This is a genomic window from Pseudomonas sp. URMO17WK12:I12, assembly GCF_000514395.1.
Taxonomy (GTDB): Bacteria; Pseudomonadota; Gammaproteobacteria; order Pseudomonadales; family Pseudomonadaceae; genus Aquipseudomonas; species Aquipseudomonas mucoides.
Genome location: NZ_KI911392.1, coordinates 322,499 through 344,926, shown reverse-complemented (window position 1 = coordinate 344,926; position 22,428 = coordinate 322,499). Strand labels below are relative to the sequence as shown.

The 22,428-nt window shown below is 60.7% G+C and carries 18 protein-coding genes and 1 pseudogene; 7 read left to right on the top strand and 12 right to left on the bottom strand.

What is annotated here, in order from left to right; all coding sequences use genetic code 11:
• The first annotated feature begins 17 nt into the window (after nt 1-17).
• Nucleotides 18-1,463, top strand: a complete 1,446-nt coding sequence (locus D882_RS0128535) for a VWA domain-containing protein (RefSeq protein WP_027926376.1) — start codon at nt 18-20, stop codon at nt 1,461-1,463.
• Nucleotides 1,464-1,602: 139 nt separating this feature from the next.
• Here D882_RS0128535 and D882_RS0128530 read toward each other — a convergent pair whose 3' ends face one another.
• Complete coding sequence (locus D882_RS0128530) at nt 1,603-3,579, bottom strand: methyl-accepting chemotaxis protein (protein WP_027926375.1); 1,977 nt, start codon at nt 3,577-3,579, stop codon at nt 1,603-1,605.
• Between the two features lie 189 nt (nt 3,580-3,768).
• A complete protein-coding gene (locus D882_RS0128525) occupies nt 3,769-4,689 on the bottom strand; it encodes a LysR substrate-binding domain-containing protein (RefSeq protein ID WP_027926374.1) in 921 nt (306 codons plus the stop codon).
• A 158-nt stretch (nt 4,690-4,847) separates the two neighbouring features.
• On the opposite strand from D882_RS0128525, the gene D882_RS0128520 reads away from it, so the two are divergent.
• Nucleotides 4,848-6,242 carry a NorM family multidrug efflux MATE transporter gene (locus tag D882_RS0128520; RefSeq protein WP_027926373.1) on the top strand — a complete coding sequence of 465 codons (1,395 nt, stop codon included), beginning with the start codon at nt 4,848-4,850 and terminating at the stop codon, nt 6,240-6,242.
• Between the two features lie 109 nt (nt 6,243-6,351).
• Here D882_RS0128520 and D882_RS0128515 read toward each other — a convergent pair whose 3' ends face one another.
• Complete coding sequence (locus D882_RS0128515) at nt 6,352-8,025, bottom strand: bifunctional diguanylate cyclase/phosphodiesterase (RefSeq protein WP_027926372.1); 1,674 nt, start codon at nt 8,023-8,025, stop codon at nt 6,352-6,354.
• A gap of 263 nt (nt 8,026-8,288) precedes the next feature.
• On the opposite strand from D882_RS0128515, the gene rep reads away from it, so the two are divergent.
• Together rep and D882_RS0128505 are read left to right on the top strand one after the other, a co-directional pair.
• Nucleotides 8,289-10,298, top strand: coding sequence for a DNA helicase Rep (rep, locus tag D882_RS0128510; protein ID WP_027926371.1), 2,010 nt, complete (start codon nt 8,289-8,291; stop codon nt 10,296-10,298).
• Between the two features lie 84 nt (nt 10,299-10,382).
• A complete protein-coding gene (locus D882_RS0128505; RefSeq protein ID WP_027926370.1) occupies nt 10,383-10,955 on the top strand; it encodes a xanthine phosphoribosyltransferase in 573 nt (190 codons plus the stop codon).
• Nucleotides 10,956-11,084: 129 nt separating this feature from the next.
• On the opposite strand, the gene D882_RS0128500 is transcribed toward D882_RS0128505, so the two are convergent.
• From D882_RS0128500 to dadA, 7 genes and pseudogenes are all read right to left on the bottom strand, one after another.
• Entirely contained in the window at nt 11,085-13,007 is a 1,923-nt protein-coding gene (locus D882_RS0128500) for an acetyl-CoA hydrolase/transferase C-terminal domain-containing protein (protein WP_027926369.1), read from the bottom strand.
• A gap of 394 nt (nt 13,008-13,401) precedes the next feature.
• Nucleotides 13,402-13,583, bottom strand: a pseudogene (locus D882_RS1000000133655) (transposase); the annotation flags it as partial.
• Between the two features lie 248 nt (nt 13,584-13,831).
• The gene (locus D882_RS0128485; RefSeq protein ID WP_027926368.1) at nt 13,832-14,248 is read right to left on the bottom strand and encodes a cytochrome c5 family protein; all 417 of its coding nucleotides are present in this window, start codon (nt 14,246-14,248) and stop codon (nt 13,832-13,834) included.
• A 183-nt stretch (nt 14,249-14,431) separates the two neighbouring features.
• Nucleotides 14,432-14,980: a cupin domain-containing protein gene (locus D882_RS0128480; protein WP_007947433.1), complete on the bottom strand. Its 549-nt coding sequence runs from the start codon at nt 14,978-14,980 to the stop codon at nt 14,432-14,434.
• Between the two features lie 128 nt (nt 14,981-15,108).
• Entirely contained in the window at nt 15,109-16,182 is a 1,074-nt protein-coding gene (gene alr, locus D882_RS0128475; RefSeq protein ID WP_027926367.1) for an alanine racemase, read from the bottom strand.
• A gap of 96 nt (nt 16,183-16,278) precedes the next feature.
• A complete protein-coding gene (locus D882_RS0128470) occupies nt 16,279-16,632 on the bottom strand; it encodes a RidA family protein (protein ID WP_027926366.1) in 354 nt (117 codons plus the stop codon).
• Nucleotides 16,604-17,908, bottom strand: a complete 1,305-nt coding sequence (dadA, locus tag D882_RS0128465) for a D-amino acid dehydrogenase (protein WP_027926365.1) — start codon at nt 17,906-17,908, stop codon at nt 16,604-16,606. Before dadA ends, D882_RS0128470 begins: the two co-directional genes overlap by 29 nt.
• Before the next feature lie 157 nt (nt 17,909-18,065).
• Here dadA and D882_RS0128460 point away from each other — a divergent pair, with 157 nt between their 5' ends.
• The gene (locus D882_RS0128460; RefSeq protein ID WP_003177284.1) at nt 18,066-18,554 is read left to right on the top strand and encodes an Lrp/AsnC ligand binding domain-containing protein; all 489 of its coding nucleotides are present in this window, start codon (nt 18,066-18,068) and stop codon (nt 18,552-18,554) included.
• A gap of 52 nt (nt 18,555-18,606) precedes the next feature.
• On the opposite strand, the gene D882_RS0128455 is transcribed toward D882_RS0128460, so the two are convergent.
• The gene (locus D882_RS0128455) at nt 18,607-18,960 is read right to left on the bottom strand and encodes a YkgJ family cysteine cluster protein (RefSeq protein ID WP_007947437.1); all 354 of its coding nucleotides are present in this window, start codon (nt 18,958-18,960) and stop codon (nt 18,607-18,609) included.
• A 147-nt stretch (nt 18,961-19,107) separates the two neighbouring features.
• Here D882_RS0128455 and D882_RS0128450 point away from each other — a divergent pair, with 147 nt between their 5' ends.
• On the top strand, nt 19,108-20,421 hold the full coding sequence (locus tag D882_RS0128450; protein WP_027926364.1) for an FAD-binding oxidoreductase: 1,314 nt from the start codon (nt 19,108-19,110) through the stop codon (nt 20,419-20,421).
• Nucleotides 20,422-20,547: 126 nt separating this feature from the next.
• Here the strand turns inward: D882_RS0128450 and D882_RS0128445 are convergent, their stop codons facing one another.
• Nucleotides 20,548-20,793, bottom strand: coding sequence for a DUF1127 domain-containing protein (locus D882_RS0128445; RefSeq protein ID WP_027926363.1), 246 nt, complete (start codon nt 20,791-20,793; stop codon nt 20,548-20,550).
• Between the two features lie 179 nt (nt 20,794-20,972).
• Between D882_RS0128445 and D882_RS0128440 the strand changes: the two genes are divergently transcribed.
• Nucleotides 20,973-22,406: a PLP-dependent aminotransferase family protein gene (locus D882_RS0128440; protein WP_027926362.1), complete on the top strand. Its 1,434-nt coding sequence runs from the start codon at nt 20,973-20,975 to the stop codon at nt 22,404-22,406.
• Nucleotides 22,407-22,428 lie beyond the last annotated feature (22 nt).

Genomic DNA, 22,428 nt, shown 5'->3' with positions numbered 1-22,428 from the left:
TTTCAGGAATCGTCGTCATGCAGCGGGTCATCAGGGATGCGCAAGCCACACCGGAGGGGATGAGTGCGCTGCAAGCCAAAGTCGCCCTCATCCAGAAACACTTTCCGCCGACCGTCGCCAGCCTGTTTGCCATCCCGCGGATGGGCAGCGGCGACGTGCTGGAATGGTGGACCGAACTGGGTGGCCAACCCACGCCCTACGCCGACCTCAACGAGGACGCGCAACGACGTTTGCTGCAAACCTATGAAGTGCGTCAGACGTCCCTCGGACAGCTGGCGGACGAACTGCAACGACGCGGTCAACCGAAGGACGCGGAAGACCTGCGCAGCCTGCTCGGTACGCCAGAGCTGGACAAACTCTACAGCCTCAACGGTGAGCCGTTGGTGGTGCGCTGGCACCAGCGTCCGCCCAAGCCCATCGTGCCGCCGGTGGTCCCGGTGGTGCCGGTCGTACCGCCGTCGCGTCGTGGCTGGTGGATCGCGGCGGCCTTGCTCGCATTGCTGTTGCTGCTGCTGGCGCTGTGGCTCTGGTGGTTCCTGCACCGTGAACCCGTTGTCGTGGTGCCACCGGTTGCGCCGGTCGCGCCCGTGGTGACGCCCGTCGAGAAACCGGTTGAGCCTGTTCCAGAGCCAGTTCCCGAGCCTGTCGTGGAACCGGAACCTGTTCCGGAACCAGAACCGGTGCCCGAACCAAAACCAGTGCCGCCACCCAAGCCGGTCCCACCACCAAAACCGGCCGCGCCGCCACCGCCACCGCCACCACCGCCGCCACCTCCAGCCCCGACGCTGGATAACTACGCGTGCCGTAAAAAAGCGCCGGATGCCGTGCCTCCGCAATTTGTGGTGGTACTCGACACCTCGGGCTCGATGGACTTGAACATCAAGTCGGTGAAATCCGATGAGGACTGGTTCTTCGGCAATGAGATGAACAAGTACCTGGACGTGAACCGCACCCGGCAAATTTTCGCCAAGCCCAGCCGCATGGACGTCGCCAAGGACTCGCTGGCCGGCATGATCAACGGGCTCGATCCAAAGATCGACACACGCCTGATCACCTTCGCCGGTTGCGAAAGAACACCGGACCAGGGCGTGTTCCGGTTCGGCGACCGTCAGCGGTTGATCAACGGGATCCGCGGACTGGTGCCCAACGACGGTACGCCGCTGGCCGACAGCCTGGCCTACGCAGCGAGCACGGTCGACGGGCGCAATAACGATGCGGTGATCGTGATGTTTGTCGACGGTGAGGACGGTTGCCAGAAAGACGCTTGCGCGGTGTCCCGCCGAATCGCCAGGGAACAACCGCGCTTGCGGGTCAACGTGGTGAAAATCGGCGCCGGTGGCCCGTCACGCTGCATCGCTGAAAACACCGGTGGCCGGGTTTACAGCAGCACCAATGCGGCTGAGCTGGGTAGTCAGCTGAAACAGGCGACCAAGGAAGTGTCGAGCAATGCCAAGTGCGACTAGTCACTTGGCTTGAATACTAAGGTGGGCCCATCGCGGGCAAGCCACGCTCCCACAGGATTTGTGTCGCTCACAAGAGAGCGGAACAACCTATAACCCTGTGGGAGCGGAGCCTGCTCGCGAAAGCGATTTCAAAGGCGCCTCAACGAAACCGGTCAACCTCTTGGCGCAAGTCCGCCGCCAGGCTTTCCAGCTCCTTGGCCGTCACCGCCAGGTTCGACACCACTTCCCGCTGTTCACTGTTCGCCAACGCAATACTCTGCAGGTTGCTGCTCAGCAACGTCGCCGTGCTGCTTTGCTCCTGAGTCGCGGTGGTAATCGCCGCAAACTGCTGACCGGCCGAACGGCTCTGCTCATCGATCCGCGCCAGGGCTGAAGCCACATTGGCGTTCCGCGACAGACCTTCCTGCATCAACACATTGCCCTGTTCCATGGTGCTGATGGCGTTGCCGGTTTCTTGCTGGATGCTGCTGATCATCCCGGATATTTCGTCAGTGGCCTGACGAGTGCGCGATGCCAGGTTACGCACCTCATCGGCCACCACCGCAAAGCCACGGCCCTGCTCACCGGCGCGAGCCGCTTCGATGGCGGCGTTCAGCGCCAGCAGGTTGGTCTGTTCGGCAATCGCAGTAATCACACCGACGATACCGCCGATTTCCTGGGAACGCTGGCCCAGGGTGTTGATCACCGTCGCGGTGCTGTTCAACGCTCCGGCAATTTGTTCCAGCGATGCTGAGGCTTCGTCCATCGAGGTACGACCGATCTGGGTTTGCTGGGCGTTTTCCTGGGCGAGCCGCTGAGTGTTGCCCATGTTGTCGGCAATGTTCAGGGACGTGGCGCTGAATTCCTCCACGGCGCCGGCCATGCTGGTGATCTCGCCGGACTGCTGCTCCATCCCTTCGTAGGCGCCACCGGACAGACCGGACAATGCCTGCGCACGGCTGTTGACCTCGGCCGAGGCCTTGCGAATGTGCTCGACCATGGTCGACAGGGCCTGACTCATCTGGTTGAACGCGCGGGCCAGTTGACCGATCTCGTCGTTGCTCGCCACGTTCAGGCGCACGCTCAAATCACCGGCGCCCAAGGCTTCGGCCTGACGCACCAGATCACCCAGCGGCGCGAGTTTGCTGCGCAGCAACCAGACAGCCGAACCGACCGCGATCAACATCGCCAGCAGACTGCCAATGGCCAATTGAATGCCGACACTCCAGGTCACCGCACTGATTTCAGCTTTTGGCATGCTCGCCACCACCGACCATGGGCCACCATCGAACGGCACGGACACGCTGTAGAAATCTTCGGATTTATCACTCCAGAACTGGCCTTTTCCCGGTGTCTTCGCCAGTCCGACGATGGCCGGGACAGCTTGATCCAGTGCCTGCACACCCGAAATCGGCACCAGCCATTTGCTTTGCTCATCGAGCAACGCCAGGGAGCCGGTCTGGCCGATGCGGAAACGCTTGAGATTCTCGAACTGCGCGTTCTGCGCGTCGGTGTAATCGAACCCTACGAAGAGCACGGCAATCACCTTGCCGCTGCTGTCGCGCACGGGGGTGTATTGCGTCATGTAGGAGCGATCAAACAGCAAGGCGCGACCGACATAGCTCTGCCCCGCCATCAAGCGTGCATACGCCGGATGAGCGTGATCGAGCAGCGTGCCGATGGCGCGGTTGCCGTCCTGTTTGGTCAGGGAGGTGCTGACCCGGATAAAGTCTTCGCCGCTGCGCACGAACAACGTCGCCACGCCCGCGGTCATTTGCTTGAACTCGTCGACTTCCTTGAAATTGTTGTTCAACACTTCGCTACCCAGGTGCAAGCCCGGAGTCTGCGTGCCCGCCACCGCCACCGGCTCCTCCGGGTGCACGCTCAGACCGACGCTGAAGCGCTTCTCGAACAGACCGGCCAGACGCTGGGTGCTTTCACGCAAGGTGCCGTGAAAGGTGCTCAACTGATCGGCCAGCAACCGGGCCTCACTGGCCAGGTGCTCTTCGCGGGTGGCGAGGTTGGCAGTGTCCAGCGAACGCAGGGCGAACACGGTACTGCCAGTGATGACAATCGCCAGTATCACGGCAAGCGCAAGACCAAGCTGTGAGGCGATCCGGGCACGGGGTTGAGACATGACAGCTCCTGGCCGAGCGACCTGATCCTGCTTGATCGGGCTGAGCACTCAGCAAAATTTTCCAGATAATGGGGAAAAGCGTCGAACCAGCACGAAGGTTCCACTTGCAGATTTTCGGCGGCAAAACCGAATACTTGAGTAAATAGCCCGGATATGGCTCAAGGCCTCTACTGCGTGGGCTCTATCGATTCAGCTCAAACGCTGCACAACCGGTAAATCCATGGCCCGGACCTCTCCCAGCAGAAAATCGCTGAGCCTGCGCAAACGTTCACCTCCGGGGCGGGTTTTCGGCCAGACCAGGTAGTAATTCTCACCGCTGGCGACCGCCGTCGGCCACGGCAGACTCAAGCGCCCCTGTGCGACATCCTCCGCCACCATCAGCAAATCCCCCATGGACACGCCATAGCCCCGCGCGGCGGCGATCATGCCCAGCTCCAGGGTGTCGAACACCTGGCCGCCCTTGAGCGAGACCTCATCGGTCAGGCCCATGCGGTCGAGCCAACTGCGCCAGTCACGCCGATCCGGTGTCGGGTGCAGCAACTCAGTGCTGGCCAAACGCGCGACGTCCCACGGCTGGTCGTTCAGCAGATTCGGCGCGCCGACGGGGATCAGCTCCTCGGGGAACAGCAGCGTGGCCTCCCAGTCCGGCGGGAAATGCCCGTTGCTGAGGATCACGGCGCAATCGAACGGCTCCTGATTGAAGTCCACCGAATCGATGTCCATCCAGGCGCTGGTCAGTTGCACTTCATTGCCCGGTTGCAGGTGCCGGAAACGGCTGAGCCGCGCCAGTAACCAGCGCATGGTCAGGGTCGAGGGGGCTTTCATGCGCAGGATGTCGTCTTCGGCGCGCAAGGTATTGCAGGCGCGCTCCAGGGCGGTGAAACCGTCACGAATGCCCGGCAGGATCAACCGCGCCGACTCGGTCAGTTGCAAATTTCGCCCACTGCGGTGAAACAACCGACAGGCGAAATGCTCTTCGAGCGTACGGATATGCCGGCTCACCGCACTCTGGGTGATCGACAGTTCTTCAGCCGCGCGGGTGAATGAACTGTGCCGCGCCGCCGCTTCAAATGCGCGCAAGGCATACAAGGGAGGAAGACGACGGGACATGAGGAAAGCTCCTATAGCGCAATCCGGCTACCGTAGCAGAATCTGTTCAGCATGAGTCTGACTCATGCTACCCATCCTTTTTATCCCTTTGTGTTAACCCCGTGAAGCGCCGAGAATCGACGCTTTCCAGACCTCTTTGATAATCGAGCGTGATGACCATGAAGCATCCAGCGCGTATTGAACTCTGGGCCATCCTGCGGCTGGCGGGGCCGCTGATTGCCTCGCAGTTGGCGCACATGCTGATGGTCCTCACCGACACCTTGATGATGGCGCGCCTGAGCCCCGAAGCGTTGGCCGGCGGCGGTCTGGGTGCGGCGACCTACTCGTTCGTGTCGATTTTCTGCATCGGCGTGATTGCGGCGGTCGGCACCTTAGTGGCGATTCGTCAGGGCGCGGGTGACATTGTTGGCGCCGCACGACTGACCCAGGCCGGATTGTGGCTGGCGTGGTTGATGGCGCTGGTGGCCGGACTGCTGCTGTGGAACCTCAAACCGGTGTTGCTGCTGTTCGGCCAAACCGAAACCAACGTCCACGCCGCCGGGCAGTTTCTGCTGATCCTGCCGTTCGCCCTGCCCGGTTACCTGAGTTTCATGGCGTTGCGCGGTTTTACCAGCGCCATCGGCCGGGCGACGCCGGTGATGGTCATCAGCCTCGGCGGTACCGTGGCCAACTTCCTGCTCAACTATGCGTTGATCACCGGCATGTTCGGCCTGCCGAAAATGGGTTTGATGGGCATTGGGCTGGTGACAGCGATTGTCGCTAACCTGATGGCGGTGGCACTGGCCCTGCACATCCGCCGGCATCCGGCATATGACGCCTATCCGTTGCGCCAGGGCCTGTCACGGCCGAACCGTCAGTACCTGAAAGAACTGTGGCGCCTCGGCCTGCCGATTGGCGGCACGTACGCAGTGGAAGTCGGACTGTTTGCGTTCGCCGCGCTGTGCATGGGCACCATGGGCAGCACGCAATTGGCGGCGCACCAGATCGCCCTGCAGATTGTTTCGGTGGCGTTCATGATTCCGGCGGGGCTTTCCTACGCGATCACCATGCGCATCGGTCAGCACTATGGCGCCGGGCAGTTACTGGATGCACGGTTGGCCGGACGGGTCGGCATTGCCTTCGGCGCGGCGGCGATGCTGGGCTTTGCGATGGTCTTCTGGTTCCTGCCGAATCAGTTGATCGGCCTGTTCCTGGACCACAACGACCCGGCGTTCCGCCCCGTGATTGAACTGGCTGTAAGCCTGCTGGCGGTGGCAGCGTGGTTCGAGCTGTTCGACGGTACGCAAACCATCGCCATGGGCTGCATACGCGGGCTCAAGGACGCCAAGACCACGTTCCTGGTCGGGTTGGGCTGTTACTGGCTGATAGGCGCACCGGCCGCGTGGTGGATGGCCTTCCATTTGCACTGGGGGCCGACGGGGGTCTGGTGGGGGTTGGCGCTGGGGCTGGCGTGCGCAGCGGTGAGTTTGACGCTGGCGTTTGAATGGAAGATGAAACGGATGATTCGGCAGGAGCCTCAATCTCAAGGATTCAAGATCGCTCAGGCCGAATGAAATCCCCCTGTAGGAGTGAGCCTGCTCGCGATAGCGGTCTGTCAGTGAACAACGATGCTGACTGATACACCGCTATCGCGAGCAGGCTCACTTCTATAAGGGATTTGGGTTAGCTCACGACTTCCAGCACTGGCAACTGATCGCTGCCGAAGGTCAGGTACTCAACCAGATCCGCCAACGGCAGCGGCTTGCTGATCAGATAACCCTGCACCTGATCACAACCAAACCCGCGCAACAAATCGAGCTGCTCCACTGTTTCCACCCCTTCTGCGACGACCTCAAGATTGAGGTTGTGCGCCAGGTTGATCATCGCGTGGACCAGTTTGCGGTTCTCTTCACGCTCTTCCATGCCGCCGACAAAGCTCTTGTCGACCTTGAGCAAGGCGATCGGCAGGCTGTTGAGGTGCACGAAGGAGGAGAACCCGGTGCCGAAGTCATCCAGGGAGAAGCGCACGCCCAGGCGTCCGAGGGCGTCCATGGTTTGCTTGACCAGATCGCTGCGGCGCATCACGGCGGTTTCGGTCAGTTCGAACTCCAGCCACTGTGCTTCGACGCCGCGTTCGGCAATCAGCCGGCTCAGCGTGGAGAGCAATTGGCTGTCCTGGAACTGCCGGAATGACAGGTTGATCGCCATGTGCAGCGCCGGCAGGCCCTGTTCGCGCAAGGCCTGCATGTCCCGCAGCGCCCGGGAAATCACCCAGTAACCGAGCGGCACGATCAAACCGCTTTGCTCGGCCAGCGGCACGAATTCGCTGGGCGCCAGCAAGCCGCGCTCGGCATGCCGCCAGCGCACCAAGGCTTCGAGGCCGACGATCTGGCCGTCAGCCATGTTCAGGCGCGGCTGGTAATGCAGTTCCAGCTCGTCACGGCGCAAGGCCCGGCGCAGCTCGCTTTCAAGGTCGGCCATGCTGCGGGCGTTGCGGTTGATGCGTTCGTTGAAAATGTGAAAGGTGCAGCCTTGCGTGCTCTTGGCCTGCTGCATGGCGATGTGCGCGTGCCACATCAGCGGGTCGGCGCCGGCCTGGGCCCGGGCGTGGGCGATGCCCAGGCTGGAACCGATCAACAGGCTTTCACCGTCGACCCAGTAGGGTTCGGCCAGCGCTTCGGTGATGCGTTCGGCCATCCATTCGGCACGTTGAGGTGCGCGGCGGGTGTCGATCAGCAAGGCGAACTCATCGCTGCCCAGGCGCGCGAGTTGATCGCCGGCCTCAAGCTGGCTTTTCAGCCGCGCGACCACTTGCAGGATCAAGCGGTCGCCGGCCTGGTGGCCAAGGGCATCGTTGGCGTGACGGAAGTTGTCGAGGTCTAGGTGACCGAGGGCCAGGCCACGGCCTTCGTTTTCCGCCAGGCGTGCGGCCAGCAGGGTCTGGAAGCCCTGGCGGTTGGCGATGCCGGTCAGCGGATCTTGCTCAGCCAGGCGTTGCAGGGTGTTTTCCAGCAGGCCGCGCTCGCGCACATGCCGCAGGCAACGACGCAGCATCCCGGCATCGAGCAGGTCGCGCACCAGCCAGTCACTCACACCATCGGGCGGCATCAGTGGCTCGTGTTCGAGCAACAACACCGTCGGCAAGCTGCAACGGCCTGGTAGCGGCTGAAGTGCAGGAACAGTCAACAACACCGCATGGCGATTGTCATCGAACAGACTGCTGACCGACTCCCAGCTCGGCGCGCTGATGAGCACGGCCGAGCTCCCCATCGGAGCCAGACACTCGCGCAACAACGCTGCCCACGCTGGCTCTTCGGCCAGTAGCAGCAAACGCAAGGGTTCGACAGGCGTAGACAAGCTAGCTCCCTAGACTCTGCAAAGATGTAGGCGGCAGGCATTATGCCGCGCCGCTAACCAATGACCAAATGACATCAGTTGTCAAACGTGACTTTGTGTCAGGAATACGAACATTAGCCGCAGATTCACCGCGCATCCTGCTTGAAAGTAACAAAACCGGCAATTAGAGAAAGCGTGTTGCGTCACAAGTCGGACAGAGCAGCAGAATTCGCTGAGCCTGTTAAAATGCCGGCCCATTTCATAAATGACCCCCTGAATTCCGTATGTCCCGACTCAATCCCCGGCAGCAAGAAGCCGTGAGCTACGTCGGCGGCCCTCTTTTGGTGCTCGCCGGCGCAGGCTCCGGCAAGACCAGTGTGATCACGCGAAAGATCGCGCACCTGATCCAGAATTGCGGCATCCGCGCCCAGTACATCGTCGCCATGACCTTTACCAACAAGGCCGCGCGCGAGATGAAGGAACGGGTCGGCACCCTGCTCAAGGGCGGCGAAGGCCGTGGCCTGACGGTGTGCACCTTCCACAACCTGGGGCTGAACATCATCCGCAAGGAACACGTGCGGCTGGGCTACAAACCGGGCTTCTCGATCTTTGACGAGACTGACGTCAAAGCCTTGATGACCGACATCATGCAGAAGGAATACGCGGGCGACGACGGCGTCGACGAGATCAAGAACATGATCGGCTCGTGGAAAAACGACCTGATCCTGCCTGCCGAAGCCCTGGAAAACGCGCGCAACCCCAAGGAACAGACCGCCGCCATCGTCTACACCCACTACCAGCGCACGCTCAAGGCGTTTAACGCGGTGGACTTCGACGACCTGATCCTGCTGCCGGTGAAGCTGTTCCAGGAACACGCCGACATCCTCGAAAAGTGGCAGAACAAAGTCCGCTACCTGCTGGTGGACGAATACCAGGACACCAACGCCAGCCAGTATTTGCTGGTGAAACTGCTGATCGGCACGCGCAACCAGTTCACCGTGGTCGGCGACGATGACCAGTCGATCTACGCCTGGCGCGGCGCGCGTCCGGAAAACCTGATGTTGCTCAAGGATGACTACCCGTCCTTGAAAGTGGTGATGCTGGAGCAGAACTACCGCTCCACCAGCCGCATCCTGCGTTGCGCCAACGTACTGATCTCGAACAACCCGCACGAATTCGAAAAACAGCTGTGGAGCGAGATGGGCCACGGCGACGAGATCCGCGTGATCCGCTGCCGCAACGAAGACGCCGAAGCCGAGCGCGTGGCCGTGGAACTGCTGACCCTGCACTTGCGCACGGACCGCCCCTACAGCGATTTTGCGATCCTGTATCGCGGCAACTACCAGGCCAAGCTGATCGAGCTGAAGCTGCAACACCACCAGATTCCGTATCGCCTGTCCGGCGGTAACAGCTTTTTCGGACGTCAGGAAGTGAAGGACCTGATGGCCTACTTCCGCCTGATCGTGAACCCGGATGACGACAACGCCTTCCTGCGGGTGATCAACGTCCCACGCCGGGAGATCGGTTCGACCACCCTGGAAAAGCTCGGCAACTACGCCACCGAACGCAAAATCTCGATGTACGCCGCCACCGACGAAATCGGCCTGGGCGAGCATCTGGACACGCGCTTCACCGATCGCCTGTCGCGTTTCAAGCGCTTCATGGACAAGGTGCGCGAGCAGTGCTCTGGCGAAGACCCGATCTCGGCGCTGCGCAGCATGGTCATGGACATCGACTACGAGAACTGGCTGCGCACCAACAGCTCCAGTGACAAGGCCGCCGATTACCGCATGGGCAACGTCTGGTTTCTGATCGAGGCGTTGAAAAACACCCTGGAGAAGGACGAAGAAGGCGAGATGACCGTCGAGGATGCCATCGGCAAACTCGTGCTGCGCGACATGCTGGAGCGTCAGCAGGAAGAGGAAGACGGCGCCGAAGGTGTGCAGATGATGACGCTGCACGCCTCCAAAGGCCTGGAATTCCCGTACGTGTTCATCATGGGCATGGAAGAGGAAATCCTCCCGCACCGTTCCAGCATCGAAGCCGACACCATCGAAGAAGAACGCCGCCTGGCCTACGTCGGGATTACCCGCGCGCGTCAGACCCTGGCCTTCACTTTCGCCGCCAAGCGCAAGCAGTACGGCGAGATCATCGATTGCGCGCCGAGCCGCTTCCTCGATGAGCTGCCGCCGGACGATCTGGCGTGGGAAGGCAACGACGACACGCCGGTTGAAGTCAAAGCCGTTCGCGGAAATACCGCATTGGCGGATATACGCGCGATGTTAAAGCGCTAGAATTGAGCACTTTTTAATCAAAGCATTTTTAACCGAACACTTTTTACAAACTAGGCGCATTTGGCGCCAGTAGAGGAACGCTTCATGGAAGCACTGCACCAGAAAATCCGCGAACAAGGCATCGTGCTTTCCGATCAGGTCCTGAAGGTAGACGCCTTTTTGAACCACCAGATCGACCCGGCCCTGATGAAGCTGATCGGCGACGAATTCGCCGCACTGTTCAAGGACTCGGGCATCACCAAGATTGTCACCATCGAAGCCTCGGGCATCGCTCCGGCGATCATGACCGGCCTGAACCTCGGCGTGCCGGTGATCTTCGCCCGCAAGCAACAGTCCCTGACCCTGACTGAAAACCTGCTGTCGGCGACCGTTTACTCGTTCACCAAGAAGACTGAAAGCACCGTGGCGATCTCCCCGCGCCACCTGACCAGCAGCGATCGCGTGCTGATCATCGATGACTTCCTGGCCAACGGTAAGGCATCGCAAGCGCTGATCTCGATCATCAAACAGGCCGGCGCGACCGTGGCGGGCCTGGGTATCGTGATCGAGAAGTCGTTCCAGGGCGGTCGTGCCGAACTGGATGCTCAGGGTTATCGCGTGGAATCCCTGGCTCGCGTGCAATCGCTGGCCGGCGGTGTCGTGACCTTCATCGAATAAACCAGTACAGCACCGAACCTGTGGGAGCCGGGCTTGCCCGCGATGGCGGCTGAACAGACAACATCGATGTTGAATGTTATTGCCTCATCGCGGGCGAGCCCGGCTCCCACAGTTGTTTGGGGATGGTTGTTATTGTGGGGTGGCTTTCAGGCCGGTGAGTAGCAGGCGCTGGAACAAGTCCTCTTTCAACCCGTCAGGGTTGGTCAGTTGCATCCGCTCCAGATGCTCGGGAAACATCGATGCCTCTGGCGCATCCAGTGCCGCTTTGCCCAGTTCCAGAATCTCCGTCAGTTTGAACTTGCTCTTCAGCCAGTTCAGCGCCCGCAACACGTCGCGCTCCACCTCAGTGAAATCGCAGCCCAGCGGATATTCCGGAAACAGGTTCGGATGCCGTGCCTGAATCGCTTGTAAACGCTCCGGGCTGTTGTCGGCGAAGCGTGGGTCGAGGCGAAAGTCTTTCGGCAGCTTGCCCACGCTTTGGGCTTGCTGGATCAGCCCCGACTGGAACCGCGAATCGCTGATGTTCAGCAACGCCTCGATGACCGCCGCATCGGTCTTGCCGCGCAAGTCAGCGATGCCGTATTCGGTGACCACGATGTCGCGCAGGTGCCTTGGGATCGTGCAGTGGCCGTACTGCCAGACGATGTTCGAGCTGACGTCCCCGCCCGCCTCGCGCCAGCTGCGCAGCAGCAACACCGAACGCGCGCCCTCCAGCGCATGGCCTTGGGCAACGAAGTTGTATTGCCCGCCCACGCCGCTCAGCACGCGTCCGTCTTCAAGCTGATCGGCCACACCAGCACCCAGAAGAGTCATGGTGAACACGGTGTTGATGAACCGCGCATCCAGGCGCTGCAAACGCTTGAGCTCTTCTTGCCCGTACAGTTCGTTGATGTAGCTGATGCGGGTCATGTTGAATTCAAGACGTTTGCTTTGCGGCAGCTCGCGCAGGCGCTCGTAGAAACTGCGCGGCCCGAGGAAGAAACCGCCGTGCACCGAGATGCCGTCGGTTTGCGCGGCTTCATCGAGGGTGCCGGCGTTGGCCTGTTGCTGAGTCGGCACATCGGGATACACCTTGCGCCGCACGATCCCGGCATCGGCCAGTACCAGCAAGCCGTTGACGAACATTTCGCTGCAACCGTACAGGCCTTTGGCGAACGGTTCGAGACCACCTTCACGGTCGATCAACTGCGCCCACTGGCTCAGATTCACGTCCGCCAGCAAGTCCTTGTAACCGCCATTGTCGGCTTGCCGTGCCAGCAACGCCGCCGTCAGTGCATCACCCATGGAACCGATGCCGATCTGCAACGTGCCGCCGTCGCGTACCAATGTGCTGGCGTGCAGGCCGATGAAGTGATCCTGGAAACCCACGGGCATGTTCGGCGTCGAGAACAACGTGCTGTCGTCCTTTTCGTCGACCAGCAGATCGAAGGTGTCGATGCCGATTTCCGCGTCGCCAGGCATGTAGGGCAAATCGTTATGCACCTGGCCCACCAGCAGGATCGTCTCCCCCGCCGCCCGCCGTTTGGCGATCATCGGGAACAGGTCGAGGGTAATGTCCGGGTTGCAACTCAGGCTCAGGCGATCGGGGTGCTCGGAATGGCTGGCCACCAGTTGCGCGATCAGGTTCAAACCGGCGGCGTTGATGTCCCGCGCGGCATGGCTGTAGTTGCTGCTGACGTAATCCTGCTGGGCCGATGCGCTATGCAGCAGGCTGCCCGGCTGCATGAAGAACTGCTGGATATGGATGTTCGCCGGCAGGTTGTCGCGTCGCAGTTCGGCGAGGAAATCCAGTTCCGGGTAGTCGCCAAATACGCGCTCGATAAAGGGTTCGAGAAAGCGCTTCTGCAAACCGTCACCCAGTGACGGACGACCCAGGCACAGCGCGGTGTAGATCGTCAGCTGCCGCTGCGGCAGTTGCGCGATGCGCCGGTACAGCGCGTTGACGAAGTGGTTGGGTTTGCCCAGGCCGAGGGGCAAGCCCATGTGAATGTGCGCCGGCAACCGCGCCAGTACGTCATCGACCGCTTGCTCGATAGAACACAGCTGCACCATGTGATCCTCCCTTACATTCCGTGAATCGGGGTTGGACCGAGCTTGCCGGGTCTTTGCTGCAATGGATAGCCTCCCGCACAAATCGCAGGCACAAAAATCTATGGTCACCCCCATTTTTGCAATACTGATTAGTGGCTGAAGTGGTTGGCTTGCTTAAATCTATCCGGCGTCTGTTTGGGGCATGCCCCAGCGCCACGATGAGAGTCGCGCCTGACGATCCTTAAAAAACCGTCGGCTTCTGGAGCCGATTTTTGTGTCAGGATCTTCGCCAGGCCGGTAGGCCGTTCACGTCATCCGTTGTTCAGCTATCGCAAAACCTGAAGGGTGATTCGTGGTACTGCAACAACCGCAGGGTCAGGCGTTCAGCGCGTCTGGCCCTGCTTCATACTGAGTGCAGGTGCTTGTCACCGCGCTTGCTGATCCCCGGCAGGTTGGCCTTGCCACCCGTGCTGTACTGCCTGGGCACCAAGCCAACGGACGCAGCAAAATCGCGACTGCATCGGTACCGCTGACCATCGCCCATCTCCAGGTGATCGGCCCGACACACGGCAAGCTCAGCAAACGACTACCCAGCTCGGCAGGTTGCCGAAAAAATGCATCACCTGCGGTCGTGAGCATTTTTTGCGAAACACCTCACGACCCGACTTATCCTGGCCGTGAAGGTGGAAACTGTGTTTACCGAGATCGATACCGATCAGCGCTGACTCGCTCATGATGATGGCCTGCGAAAACAAAACACCCTGCGAAAGCGTAGCCCTCGCAGGGTGTGGGGTGACCATCTCATTAAACCGGCCGAGGCCGGTTTTTTCGCTGAAGACCCGGGCTTATTTCAGGCCGGACATCTTCTGGATCGCGCCTTTGAGCTCGGCATCCGAGCAGTCGGCACAGGTGCCTTTAGGCGGCATCGAGTTGATACCGGTAATGGCCTTGGCCAGGATACCGTCGAGGCCACCCTGGTGATCGGCACGTTCTTTCCAGGCAGCAGCGTCACCGATTTTCGGTGCGCCCAACAGGCCAGTACCGTGGCAAGCGTTGCAATGTTTGGCAATCACTTCGTCCGGGGTCTTGGCACCGCCGCCACCGCCCGCAGAAGCAGCAACTTCCATCCCCTTGCACTCTTTGCCCTGTACACAGACCTGACCGACCGGTTCAAGGCGTTTGGCAATATCGTCGTTCGTCGCAGCTTGAGCGCTGACAGCCCATAGGGCCAATACGGTTGCTGGTGCAGCCAGCATTTTCATAATTAGGTTCACGCGTTCACCCTCAATGGTGGCTAGTCACGCCTACGGCCACGGTTCGCAGGCGGGCGCAAGTATAGCGGTAAGCCCGCCACACTGAAACAACCCCAAAGTCGAAGGGGTCTTATGCTGCAGCGGAAAAACCGCCCGGGTGCCTCGGCCTGACTGGCAGGGCGCCTTCTTTACTCAGAAATTCGCCGGTGTCGCTGCGCTGATTAGTCGCGCCGGCGCATCGAACGGATTTCGGAAACGGTGCGGCTTGGTACTTTCAAAGTAGTAGCTATCGCCGGCCTCGAGCACAAAAGTTTCCAGCCCGACCACCAGTTCCAGTCGACCCTCCACCAAAATGCCGGTTTCCTCGCCCTCATGGGTGAGCATCTCGTCACCGGTGTCGGCGCCTGGCGGGTAGATTTCATTGAGAAACGCGATAGCCCGGCTCGGGTGTGCCCGACCGACCAGTTTCATGGTCACGGCGCCATCGGAAATATCGATCAGCTCGTTGGCTTTGTAGACGATCTGCGTCGGTTTTTCCTGCAGGATTTCTTCAGAAAAGAACTCGACCATGGACATGGGAATCCCGCCCAGTACTTTGCGCAGCGAACTGATCGAGGGACTGACGCTGTTCTTCTCGATCATCGAAATCGTGCTGTTGGTGACACCCGCGCGCTTGGCGAGCTCACGCTGCGAAAGGCCTTTGAGCTTACGGATGGATTGCAGTCGTTCACCGACGTCCAATGCTTGCGCCTCCAGGGATTCAGGTTGTTGGAATATTGAGCGTTATCATGGCGACAGCGTTCAGTATTTACAACACTTGGACCTGAATCCTGTGGGGCGAGGCGATTTTCGGTGCGGCCCGCGAGGTGTCAGCCCTCGGAATAGAGCAGTGGCACCCGACGCAGGTTGCAGAAGATCTGATAAGGAATCGTGTCCGCCGCCGCTGCCACATCGCTGGCGAGGATGTTTTTGCCCCACAACTCGACGGTCGAACCGAGGCCGGCTTGCGGCACATCGGTCAGGTCGATGCAGAGCATGTCCATCGACACCCGGCCGATCAACTGGCTGCGTTGCCCGGCCACCATGACCGGCGTGCCGGTCGGTGCATGACGCGGGTAACCGTCGGCATAGCCCATGGCGACCACGCCTACACGCATCGGCTTGGGTGTAATGAATTTGGCGCCGTAACCGATCGGCTCGCCAGCCGGCAGTTCACGCACGCAAATCACTTTGGATTCGAGGGTCATCACCGGTTGCAGGCGGGCCGCCACGGTGTTGGCTTCTTCGAACGGCGTCGCGCCGTACATCATGATACCGGGGCGAACCCAATCGCTTGGGATCTGCGGCCAGCCCAACACGGCCGGCGAGTTGCGCAAGCTGACTTCCGCCGACAAACCTTTGCGCGCGGCTTCAAATACCGCGACCTGCTCGGCGCTGGCCTGTTCGTGCAGCTCATCGGCCCGGGCGAAGTGGCTCATCAGCACCACTTTCGCGACCTTGCCGCTGGCCAGCAGCCGTTGATAGGCCGCCTGATAATCCTTTGGATGCAGACCCACGCGGTGCATGCCCGAATCGAGCTTGAGCCAGACAGTGATCGGTTTGCTCAGCGTGGCTTTCTCGATGGCTTCGAGTTGCCACAACGAATGCACCACGCACCAGAAATCATGCTCGACGATCAGCGCCAACTCATCGGCTTCGAAGAACCCTTCCAGCAGCAACACCGGCGCCCGAATACCCGCCGCGCGCAACTCCAACGCTTCTTCGATGCAGGCCACAGCAAAACCGTCAGCCTCGGCTTCCAGCGCCTGGGCACAACGCACCGCGCCATGGCCATAGGCATCGGCCTTGATCACCGCGAGGGCTTTGGCCCCGGTAATTTCGCGGGCGATTCGGAAGTTGTGACGCAGGGCTTGAAGGTCGATCAGGGCACGGGCTGGACGCATGGCGGCAGACTTCTAGGCGGTCATGGGAATAAAAAAACCGGCGCTGGCTGGCGGCGTAAACCGCCAACAGCACCGGCAGAGGGATTTTTGAAACGGTTAGGGCAACGCGGCGACGATGGAGATCTCAACCAGGATGCTCGGCTTGGCCATCTTCGCTTCGACGGTGGCACGGGCCGGTGCGGCGCCTTTGGGCAGCCACTGGTCCCACACCGAGTTCATCCCGGCAAAGTGCGCCTCGATGTCGTTCAGGTAGATCGTCGCCGACAGCAGATGCTGCTTGTCAGTCCCGGCCAGATCCAGCAAACGCTCGATATTGCCGAGGACATCGCGGGTCTGCTGTTCAATCCCGGCGTTGAAGTCATCGCCGACCTGCCCCGCCAGATACACGGTGCCATTGTGGCTGACGATCTGACTCATGCGTTCATTGGTGAGCTGGCGCTGGATTGCCATGCTTTGCGGACTCCTGGGGTTTGCTGCCATAACGGGAAATATCGAGGCCTTCGGCGCTGATCTGCGGCGTCTTCTTGGCCATCAGGTCAGCCAGCAAGCGGCCGGAGCCACAGGCCATGGTCCAGCCGAGTGTGCCGTGACCGGTGTTCAGGAACAGGTTCTTGAATGGGGTCGCGCCCACGATCGGCGTGCCGTCCGGAGTAGTCGGACGCAGACCGGTCCAGAAACTCGCCTGGGCCAGATCGCCGCCCTGAGGATAAAGGTCGTTGACGATCATCTCCAGGGTTTCGCGCCGACGCGGGTTCAGCGACAGGTCAAAACCGGCGATCTCCGCCATGCCGCCGACGCGGATGCGGTTGTCGAAACGGGTGATCGCAACCTTGTAGGTCTCGTCGAGAATGGTCGAGGTCGGGGCCATTGCCGGGTTGGTGATCGGTACGGTCAGCGAGTAACCCTTGAGCGGGTATACCGGCGCCTTGATCCCCAGCGGCTTGAGCAATTGCGGCGAGTAGCTGCCGAGTGCCAGCACGTAGCGGTCAGCGGTTTCCAGCTTGCCGTCGATCCACACGCCGTTGATGCGATCACCGGCGTAGTCGAGTTTCTGAATGTCCTGGCCGAAACGGAATTCCACCCCCAATTTCACGGCCATTTCGGCCAGGCGGGTGGTGAAAATCTGGCAGTCGCCCGTCTGGTCGTTCGGCAGGCGCAGGGCACCGGCGAGGATGTTGGTGACGCTGGCCAGCGCTGGCTCGACGCGGGCAATGCCGGCGCGGTCGAGCAGTTCGAACGGAACGCCGGACTCTTTCAGCACGGCGATGTCTTTCGCGGCGCCGTCGAGTTGAGCCTGGGTGCGGAACAGTTGGGTCGTACCGAGGCTGCGGCCTTCGTACGCGATGCCGGTTTCGGCGCGCAATTCGTCGAGGCAGTCACGGCTGTACTCGGACAGGCGGACCATGCGCTCCTTGTTCACCGCGTAACGGCTGGCGGTGCAGTTGCGCAGCATCTGCGCCATCCACAAGTATTGGTCGATATCGGCCGTGGCCTTGATCGCCAGCGGTGCGTGGCGCTGCAACAGCCACTTGATGGCTTTGAGCGGCACGCCCGGCGCGGCCCACGGCGAGGCATAGCCCGGCGAGACCTGACCTGCGTTGGCGAAACTGGTCTCCATGGCAGCGGCCGGCTGACGGTCCACCACCACCACTTCAAACCCGGCACGAGCCAGATAGTAAGCACTGGCGGTACCGATGACGCCGCTACCCAAGACCATAACGCGCATTTTCATATCCCTCATCGCGGCTGACCGCTGACGTGTGTTGTATTCAAGCAGTGATGTGCGCAGTGTAAAAAAGATTTGCCAGTGTTTTTCACTATATAAGCAGCTATATTTGGCGACAATTCTCGGCAAAAACCCTTTTCACGGAGGCGCATCCCCTATGCGTACCAACACTCAGACCAAACGAGAGCTGGACAAGATCGACCGCAACATTCTGCGGATCCTGCAAGCGGACGGACGCATCTCGTTCACGGAGCTGGGGGAAAAGGTCGGGCTCTCTACCACGCCGTGCACTGAGCGGGTGCGGCGCCTGGAGCGCGAAGGGATCATCATGGGCTACAACGCCCGGCTCAATCCGCAGCATTTGAAGGGTAGTCTGCTGGTGTTCGTCGAGATCAGCCTGGACTACAAATCCGGGGATACCTTCGAAGAGTTCCGACGCGCGGTGCTGAAACTGCCCCATGTGCTGGAATGCCACTTGGTGTCAGGGGATTTCGACTACCTGGTGAAGGCACGGATCTCCGAGATGGCCTCGTACCGCAAGCTGCTGGGGGACATCCTGCTCAAGCTGCCGCATGTGCGCGAGTCCAAGAGCTATATCGTGATGGAAGAGGTGAAGGAGAGCTTGAGTTTGCCGATTCCGGATTGAGATATTCGGTGGCCAACCCGCGATTGAGGCAACTCGGTCTACCTGAATGGATTCAAACAAGCACTTGCCGGGTAGACGCCATGTACTCATGAATCTGCTTCTCCACCCGAGGATGAATCAGCTCCACCGGCCCCCGCCCATTCGGGCATGGCAAGGTCTTGGTGGTGCCAAACAACCGGCAAATCAGCGGACGCTCGTCATACACCGTGCAACCGTTCGGCCCCAGGTGCACGCAATTGAGCTCATCCATCGCCGCGTCCTGCTCGGCGCGGGTCTTGCGCGGCAGGCGGGACATTTCTTCCGGCGAGGTGGTCACCGGCCCACAGCAGTCATGGCAGCCGGGCACGCACTCGAACGAGGGAATCTGTTGGCGAAGCGTTCGGATTTTCTGACTGTTGCAGCTCATTGAAGCGGTGACCAAAAGCGGAATAGAGCGCGATTCTGCAGCAAAGGCGCCGATCCATACAGCAGCAGCCGACCAATGTTGCCCGTGCCAGAAGGTCCGGCTTATGCTCCGTCAACTTTTCCAGACGCCAGAATCGGGAACACGCCCATGAATGCCGGTGCTCAGCCATCCGCTCCAGGTCACCAGCACATTGCCTCTTATTACGCCGCCAGCAGCCTGCCGCGACCCGATTATCCGGCGCTCAGGGGGGATCTGGTGGCGGATGTGTGCGTGGTCGGTGGCGGGTTTTCCGGGCTGAACACTGCTCTGGAACTGGCGGAACGAGGCTTGAGCGTCATCCTGCTCGAGGCCCACAAAATCGGCTGGGGCGCCAGCGGGCGCAACGGCGGACAATTGATTCGCGGCGTCGGTCATGGCCTTGATCAATTCGCCAACGTGATCGGCACCGACGGCGTACGCCAGATGAAGCTCATGGGCCTGGAGGCGGTGGAAATCGTCCGCCAGCGCGTCGCGCGTTTTCAGATCCCCTGCGACCTGACGTGGGGTTACTGCGACCTGGCCAACAAACCCCGCGACCTCGAAGGCTTCGCCGAGGATGCCGAAGAGCTGCGCAGCCTCGGTTATCGCTACGAAACCCGCCTGCTGCAGGCCAATGAAATGCACTCGGTGGTGGGCTCCGATCGTTACGTCGGCGGTTTGATCGACATGGGCTCGGGGCACCTGCATCCGCTGAACCTGGCACTGGGCGAAGCGGCGGCGGCCGAGGAAATGGGGGCGGTACTGTTTGAACAATCGGCGGTCACTTGCATCGATTATGGTCCCGAGATCAAGGTCCACACAGCCCACGGCTCGGTCCGCGCCAAGACGCTGGTGCTGGGCTGCAACGCCTACCTCAATCAGCTCAACCCCGAACTCAGCGGCAAGGTGCTGCCCGCCGGCAGCTACATCATCGCCACCGAGCCGTTGAGCGAAGAACTGGCCCATTCACTGCTGCCGCAGAACATGGCGGTCTGTGATCAGCGCGTGGCACTGGATTACTACCGGCTCTCTGCCGACCGGCGCTTGCTGTTTGGGGGTGCCTGCCATTATTCAGGCCGCGATCCGAAAGACATCGCCACGTACATGCGACCGAAGATGCTGGAAGTCTTCCCGCAACTGGGCACGGTGAAGATCGACTATCAATGGGGCGGAATGATCGGCATCGGCGCCAACCGCCTGCCGCAGATTGGCCGGCTTAAAGACCAGCCGAATGTGTATTACGCCCAGGCCTATTCCGGTCATGGAGTGAATGCCACGCATTTGGCCGGCAAGTTGTTGGCTGAAGCGATCAGCGGGCAGCACAGTGGTGGGTTTGATCTGTTTGCCAAGGTGCCGCATATCACCTTTCCGGGCGGGAAACATTTGCGCTCGCCGTTGTTGGCGTTGGGGATGTTGTGGCATCGGCTTAAAGAGTTGGCCTGACAGGTTTTTGGTGTCTGTTCCGGCGCCATCGCGAGCAGGCTCACTCCTACAGGGGATTTGTGAACAACACAGATCAACTGTAGGAGTGAGCCTGCTCGCGATTGGGCCGGGAGAAAACCACAAAAATCAGATCCGCCAGAAAGGCTTGAGCCCCTCCTCCCGCGCCTGTTCCCGCGTCAGCCCCACATCCCTGAGCTGCTCCGGCGTCAGCGCCAGCAACGCCTTGCGCGTGTGCAGACGATGCCAGAACAGACCCCAGCGACCCAGGCCGGACGGTGCGTTGCGCATCAGCGCCTCACGTGTACCGTGTTCCTGCCCTCTCACCAGTTCCTGACTGTGTAACGTCAGCCGCACATCGCTCAAGCCGTTCATTTTGATTGCTCCTGTTTACTTGGGTAGCCAGAGCTTTCATGATGCGTGGGCGACGAAAAGCATTACAGATTCAACAGATAAGTATTAATTCCATACAGATTTGGCGTCCCAGCGTCTGAATCCTCTTTTCTTGCCAGATCTGTATTGGTTTACCGAATCACCCACACCGAGACTGCACCATGACCCTTTACGTCAACCTCGCCGAGTTGCTCGGCACGCGTATCGAACAGGGCTTCTATCGCCCCGGTGACCGGCTGCCCTCGGTGCGGGCGCTGAGTGTTGAACACGGGGTCAGCCTGAGCACGGTGCAGCAGGCCTATCGCGTGTTGGAAGACAGTGGCCTGGCGACGCCAAAACCCAAGTCGGGCTATTTCGTACCCGTGGGTCGCGAACTGCCGGAGCTGCCGGCCATCGGGCGTCCGGCCCAGCGGCCGGTGGATATTTCGCAGTGGGATCAGGTGCTGGAGCTGATTCGCGCGGTGCCGCGCAAGGACGTGGTGCAACTGGGTCGCGGCATGCCGGACATCACCACGCCGACCATGAAACCGCTGCTGCGCAACCTCGCGCGTATCAGCCGTCGGCAGGACATGCCCGGCCTGTATTACGACAACATCCACGGCACCCTCGAACTGCGCGAACAGATCGCACGCCTGATGCTCGACTCCGGGTGCCAGTTGAGCGCCAGCGATCTGGTGGTCACGACCGGGTGCCACGAAGCGCTGTCCACCAGCATCCGGGCGATCTGCGAGCCGGGGGACATTGTGGCCGTGGACTCGCCGAGCTTTCACGGCGCCATGCAAACCCTCAAGGGGCTGGGCATGAAAGCGCTGGAAATTCCCACCGACCCGATCACCGGCATCAGCCTCGACGCGCTGGAACTGGCCTTGGAACAGTGGCCGATCAAAGTCATACAGTTGACCCCCAACTGCAACAACCCGCTGGGCTACATCATGCCCGAGTCGCGAAAGCGCGCGTTGTTGACGCTCGCACAGCGTTTTGACGTGGCGATTATCGAGGACGATGTGTATGGCGAACTGGCCTACACCTACCCGCGACCGCGCACGATCAAATCCTTCGACGAGGACGGTCGCGTGCTGCTGTGCAGTTCGTTTTCCAAGACGTTGGCACCCGGATTACGCATCGGCTGGGTCGCGCCCGGCCGGTATCTGGAGCGGGTGCTGCACATGAAATACATCAGCACCGGCTCCACCGCGCCACAACCGCAGATTGCGATCGCCGAGTTTCTCAAGGCCGGGCACTTCGAGCCGCATTTGCGGCGGATGCGCACGCAGTATCAACGCAATCGCGACGTGATGATCGATTGGGTCACGCGCTACTTCCCGGTCGGCACCCGCGCCAGTCGCCCGCAAGGCAGCTTCATGCTGTGGGTCGAGCTGCCGGAAAGCTTCGACACCCTGAAACTGAATCGTGCGTTGCACGATCAAGGCGTACAGATTGCCGTGGGCAGCATCTTTTCTGCGTCAGGCAAGTACCGCAACTGCCTGCGCATGAACTACGCTGCCAAGCCAACACCGCAGATTGAAGAGGCGGTGCGCAAGGTCGGTGCCCTGGCTATCAAACTGTTAGCCGAAACTGACAGCATCACTGACTGACTTTTCTCGGGAAACCAGCGTC

Bases quoted from the DNA above. Each gene is read 5' to 3' on its own strand.
- D882_RS0128455 (WP_007947437.1), bottom strand. From the start codon at position 18,960: ATGAGCTGCAACAGTCAGAAAATCCGAACGCTTCGCCAACAGATTCCC.
- rep (WP_027926371.1), top strand. From the start codon at position 8,289: ATGTCCCGACTCAATCCCCGGCAGCAAGAAGCCGTGAGCTACGTCGGC.
- D882_RS0128470 (WP_027926366.1), bottom strand. From the start codon at position 16,632: ATGGCAATCCAGCGCCAGCTCACCAATGAACGCATGAGTCAGATCGTC.
- D882_RS0128460 (WP_003177284.1), top strand. From the start codon at position 18,066: ATGCGTACCAACACTCAGACCAAACGAGAGCTGGACAAGATCGACCGC.
- D882_RS0128520 (WP_027926373.1), top strand. From the start codon at position 4,848: ATGAAGCATCCAGCGCGTATTGAACTCTGGGCCATCCTGCGGCTGGCG.
- D882_RS0128500 (WP_027926369.1), bottom strand. From the start codon at position 13,007: ATGGTGCAGCTGTGTTCTATCGAGCAAGCGGTCGATGACGTACTGGCG.
- D882_RS0128525 (WP_027926374.1), bottom strand. From the start codon at position 4,689: ATGTCCCGTCGTCTTCCTCCCTTGTATGCCTTGCGCGCATTTGAAGCG.
- D882_RS0128450 (WP_027926364.1), top strand. From the start codon at position 19,108: ATGAATGCCGGTGCTCAGCCATCCGCTCCAGGTCACCAGCACATTGCC.
- D882_RS0128445 (WP_027926363.1), bottom strand. From the start codon at position 20,793: ATGAACGGCTTGAGCGATGTGCGGCTGACGTTACACAGTCAGGAACTG.
- D882_RS0128535 (WP_027926376.1), top strand. From the start codon at position 18: ATGCAGCGGGTCATCAGGGATGCGCAAGCCACACCGGAGGGGATGAGT.
- D882_RS0128440 (WP_027926362.1), top strand. From the start codon at position 20,973: ATGACCCTTTACGTCAACCTCGCCGAGTTGCTCGGCACGCGTATCGAA.
- D882_RS0128505 (WP_027926370.1), top strand. From the start codon at position 10,383: ATGGAAGCACTGCACCAGAAAATCCGCGAACAAGGCATCGTGCTTTCC.
- dadA (WP_027926365.1), bottom strand. From the start codon at position 17,908: ATGCGCGTTATGGTCTTGGGTAGCGGCGTCATCGGTACCGCCAGTGCT.
- D882_RS0128530 (WP_027926375.1), bottom strand. From the start codon at position 3,579: ATGTCTCAACCCCGTGCCCGGATCGCCTCACAGCTTGGTCTTGCGCTT.
- D882_RS0128485 (WP_027926368.1), bottom strand. From the start codon at position 14,248: ATGAAAATGCTGGCTGCACCAGCAACCGTATTGGCCCTATGGGCTGTC.
- alr (WP_027926367.1), bottom strand. From the start codon at position 16,182: ATGCGTCCAGCCCGTGCCCTGATCGACCTTCAAGCCCTGCGTCACAAC.